The sequence below is a fragment of the Kitasatospora sp. NPDC002522 genome (assembly GCF_053595195.1).
In genome coordinates, this window is the sequence record NZ_JBSFXE010000095.1 from 1 (window position 1) to 4,372 (window position 4,372).

Annotated in this window: 4 protein-coding genes; all 4 read left to right on the forward strand. The window is 61.1% G+C overall.

The annotated features are described in order from the left end of the window. On the forward strand, window positions 1–1,708 hold a 1,708-nt coding region (locus tag ACWD4U_RS34535), incomplete at its 5' end, for a polymorphic toxin-type HINT domain-containing protein (RefSeq protein ID WP_363462225.1). A 6-nt stretch (window positions 1,709–1,714) separates the two neighbouring features. After that, entirely contained in the window at window positions 1,715–2,176 is a 462-nt protein-coding gene (locus tag ACWD4U_RS34540; protein WP_363462227.1) for a hypothetical protein, read from the forward strand. A 465-nt stretch (window positions 2,177–2,641) separates the two neighbouring features. After that, complete coding sequence (locus ACWD4U_RS34545; protein ID WP_363462229.1) at window positions 2,642–3,691, forward strand: polymorphic toxin-type HINT domain-containing protein; 1,050 nt, start codon at window positions 2,642–2,644, stop codon at window positions 3,689–3,691. Further along, the gene (locus ACWD4U_RS34550) at window positions 3,672–4,073 is read left to right on the forward strand and encodes a hypothetical protein (RefSeq protein WP_363462231.1); all 402 of its coding nucleotides are present in this window, start codon (window positions 3,672–3,674) and stop codon (window positions 4,071–4,073) included. Before ACWD4U_RS34545 ends, ACWD4U_RS34550 begins: the two co-directional genes overlap by 20 nt. The last annotated feature ends 299 nt before the right edge of the window (window positions 4,074–4,372 follow it).

Here is a 4,372-nt window from a genome sequence, read left to right on the forward strand (position 1 = left end):
CGACGAAGCCACCTACGACCCCGCCACCGGCCTCTCCGGCACCCGCTACTACCCCATGCCCAATGGCATCACCGCCGTCCGCACCGGCGCCACCATCCTCAACTATCAGATCTCCGACCACCACGGCACCGGCACCATCGCCATCGACTCGGCCACACTCCAAGTGACCCGCCGACCCGCCGACCCCTTCGGCAACCCCCGCGGCACCCAACCCACCACCTGGGCAGGCGACCACGGCTTCGTCAACGGCACCAAAGACGACACCACCGGCCTCACCAACCTCGGAGCCCGCGAATACCAACCCACGCTCGGACGATTCCTCAGCCTCGACCCGCTCCTCGATGCCGGCGACCCGCAGCAGTGGAACGGCTACGCCTACAGCAACAACGACCCGGTCAACCTCAGCGACCCGACGGGCCTGTATCGAGTAGAAGGCCAGGACGGCGGCAGCGACGGGACCCTGGCTCCGGGAACAACTGGAGAAGTCCCCTGCGACCAAAGCGAGGCCTGTAAGCACTGGCAGGAGCAGATCGATCAGGGCAAAAAGATCACCACAACAATCCTGGACCAGATCCCGCAGGACCGCCTGAAGAAGTTCCGCGATCACCTAAAGTTGATCATGAAGGAGTCTCCCAACGACTGGAATGTGCCAGGAACCAGCGCATACGCGGCGCTGCAGAGGTATGCCGATGACGCCCTCTACGGCCCACTGACCCTGAAAGACCTCTGGGACGGAGCCAAGGGAAGCGTCGCCGGACTCGTCGTCGGCCTCGTCGGGGTGGCGCTCTGCCCGGAATCAGGGGGAGCAGGGTGCGCCCTGGCCGTCGGCGCAATGGCCGGATTCGCCTCGCAATGTGCAACCAACTGCTCCGACAAGGAAGCACTGGCGCTCAGCACAGTGGCAGGCGCCGCCACCGCCTACGCCGGGGTGAAGCTCGGAGGGGTCGGGGTCAAGGTCAGCGGCTGTAGCTTCTCTCCCGACACCCCCGTGCTGCTTGACGATGGTGAGACGAAGCCCATCGGTGACATCGCCATAGGCGATCACGTCGAGGCAGGCGATCCCACAACCGGCGAGCACGTTGGCAGTCGGGAGGTCACGGCACTTCATGTCAATCACGACGACGACCTGATCGACCTCACCGTCAGCACCCCTGACGGCAGGTCCGTGGTCGTCCACACGACTGCACGGCACCCGTTCTGGGACGACACGCAGAAGAAGTGGGTCCCGGCTGGGAAATTGACGAATGGCGACGCGCTGGAAACGTCAGCGAATGCCCATGCGTACGTTCGGGGCGTTGCACTCGTGAACGGCACCGCAGACATGTTTAACCTTACTGTCGCGGATCTTCACACGTACTATGTACTGGCAGGTACCACGCCAGTACTGGTTCACAACATCAACTGCAATCTATTTACTGGGGAGGGCTGGCAACACGTGCTGAATGAGCACGTAGATGGAAGTCCAGGAGTGACACCGGGGAACACAACCTTCTCCAATTATGTTGCAGACCTGGATGAAATTGGGGAGTTGATTGCGGAAACTGCAAAAACGCCAGGGCGGCCGAATTATCCCGATGCGGCCGGGCGCCCTCGCGACGGAACAGTTCACACGCACGATTTCGGCTACCCCGTTGGATCTCGAGGTGAAACTAGCGTCGAAGTTGTCCTCAATCCAGACGGATCCCTACGTACCGCCTATCCAAGGTAATGGCAAATGGAAAAAATTTCTCTGCATTGGAAGATGGCGCGGGCCAGCGGCTCGGCGGACCTAGTTCTACAGTTTCCGCGAGAGACCATCGAAGTACACACCACATACATTGGTGATGGTCTCGGTTCGGTGGTGCAAGCAGCCATCGACCTCCGACTGGGGTCAAGCTCGGCAACAGCCTTCCTTCCTGCTGAGCCTGCGGGCACCTTCCTTTTCCTTACAGGAGCAGACGAAGAGGCATACTTGCAGGTCGTCCAATTCGCGGACATGGAATCAGAGTCCCGCCGCTGGGGCGGCGGGAGTCTGCGCTGGTGCGGCCGGGTTGACGTCCGTGCATTCATTCGCAGCGTGGTGGCCATGGCTGACGACGTGCTGGTTCAATGCGGCAGCACTGCCGGATATTCAAAAGCATGGGGTGGAATCACCTTCCCGATTCGTGAACTGGAGACCCTCCGGCGAGAGTCGTGACCCTTGTGCACTCAGCAGCTAGGCCTGAAGGGCTCTCTGAGTGGCTGTTCTGAGGGAGTTCGGAATGCAATTGACGCTGCTGTAGCGCTGCGCGGCTTCTAGATGCCGTTAGCGCAAACCTGAAGGCCCATCAGGCAGTGCCTGATGGGCCTTCAGCGGATCTTGACGGCAGTAGTTGACGGTAACTCGGCGGACGGGCGCAGCGCAAAGGGGTGGCTCGTCGCAGGGGTGTTGCAAGTCCGGTGATCTTATAGGAGTCCCGGCGAGCGGGCGCGAGACCGAGCATAATCCCTGTCGATTAGTCAATGCGGCCAAACCTCAACCAGCTGAGGCCGTGCAGCTCGTCAAGGCAAGAAGGGATTTTGGGATAAGGTCACCGAGCTGGGATCCGGACTCGCCGGCTATATCCCCTCCCTCTACTCTTCGAGTCGCGGCTGCATCTGGGAAATGTCATGGGTATCATGCATGGACGCAGACGCCAAGACTCGCGCGCTAAATCCTATGGATCCGCACAATGCTATGGGAATCATTGGGGATATCGGGGAAATCTATAATGGGTGCAGCGAGGGCAGGCCGGGCGAGGCAAGTGGGCAGGCGACATTCTCTCTGCTCCAGTTTGTCGGAACTCGAGGTGAGGGCGGGGCGGTAGCTGGTGCGGTCCGCTCTGCGGAACGGGCTTCCCTACTCGATGGTCTGCGATCCCTACTGCGTGGCTGCCGGAACAGCTTCCCGGCCGGCACCCTAGTCCTCCTGGCCGACGGAACCACCAAGCCCATCGAGCAACTCGCCCTAGGCGACCAGGTCAAGGCCACGGACCCCGAGGACGGCACCACACTGCCCGAAACCGTCACCAACACCTTCACCACCCCCGACGACCACGAGTTCACCGACGTAGTACTGGCCGACGATTCCGCCTCCGGCGGAGTCTCAACGACTCTCACATCGACCCAGCACCACCCCTACTGGGACGTCAGCACCCAGCAGTGGACCGACGCCGCCGAACTCAAAGCAGGCGATAAGGTCCGCACCGATACTGGCAGCACCCTGACAATCGTCAATGTCACCAACTACGCCACTGGCCCAACGACCGCCTACAACCTCACCGTCGCAGACCTTCACACGTACTATGTGCTGGCTGGCACTACCCCGGTCCTTGTGCACAATATCGACGAGGGAAGGCTCTGTGATCTGACCCTTGGTCCCGGATTGAAGGGGCAGACGGCTGAAGGAGTCAGTGCTGAGCGCGGCGACAAGGCCCTTCCGCACGAACAGAAAATAATCAACGAGTTCGGCGACAGGAATGGGTGTGCAGCCTGCGGGGATCCTGTTTCCGGATATAAGGATGGGCACTGGACCGGCGACCATAATCCCCCTTACAAGGTCAGCCCCAATGGACCCTGGACTCTCTATCCGCACTGCAAGGCGTGCTCTTTGCTGCAAGGCGGAGTAGTTAATGGACTAGGACGAGGATGGTATGATTTTCCAATCTTCAAACGTGACATCCCTGGGGGATGACCTGCACGGGGCCGCTGTCGCCAGGTTCGCCCATGGCCTGCTGGTGGCGTCGGCCCCGGACAGCACGGATGCACACGACGCCTGGGATCCCTCGGTCGACCCGATCCATGCTGGTCCGGATTCCCTGTATATCTCGGTTCAGCAGGCGGCCAGTGGCCCTGTCAGTGTGGTCTGTGTGGCAGGGCCGCGTGTACCTGACGGGCTTAATATCCTCTTCTCGGGTGAGATTAATCTGCCGCAAGCGAGCTTGGCGATCTATGATCCGAATGGCACGGTCAATCTCCAACTTCCCGTGGATAGGAAGCTGAACCGGATTGAGGTCTACGGGGATGACCCGGACGAGTCGTCGGAGGTCGTCATCGTGCTCTCGGAATTGAGCTGATAGTCGATTCCGGGTTGATCGCCCTGTGATATTTCGGATGCCCCGCCAGTAGGTTCTGGTGGGGCATCCGCCGTTTTACTCCAGCTGTAGTTCGCGATCAGGACGAGTCGCTGCTCACGGCCCGTAGACGAGATCCGCACCGCCACTGGCCTCAATCAACCAGGACAACGAACCACTGCCGGCAGGACTGGCGGGACATCTCCACCGTCGTCGGCTCCCTCGCATCACCGAGCCAGCTCGCCCTGACCGCGACCACCTCCGGCCTGGAGGTCCTCGCGTTCTCCGGCGGCAAGCTCTGG

Bases quoted from the DNA above. Each gene is read 5' to 3' on its own strand.
- ACWD4U_RS34540 (WP_363462227.1), top strand. From the start codon at position 1,715: ATGGAAAAAATTTCTCTGCATTGGAAGATGGCGCGGGCCAGCGGCTCG.
- ACWD4U_RS34545 (WP_363462229.1), top strand. From the start codon at position 2,642: ATGGACGCAGACGCCAAGACTCGCGCGCTAAATCCTATGGATCCGCAC.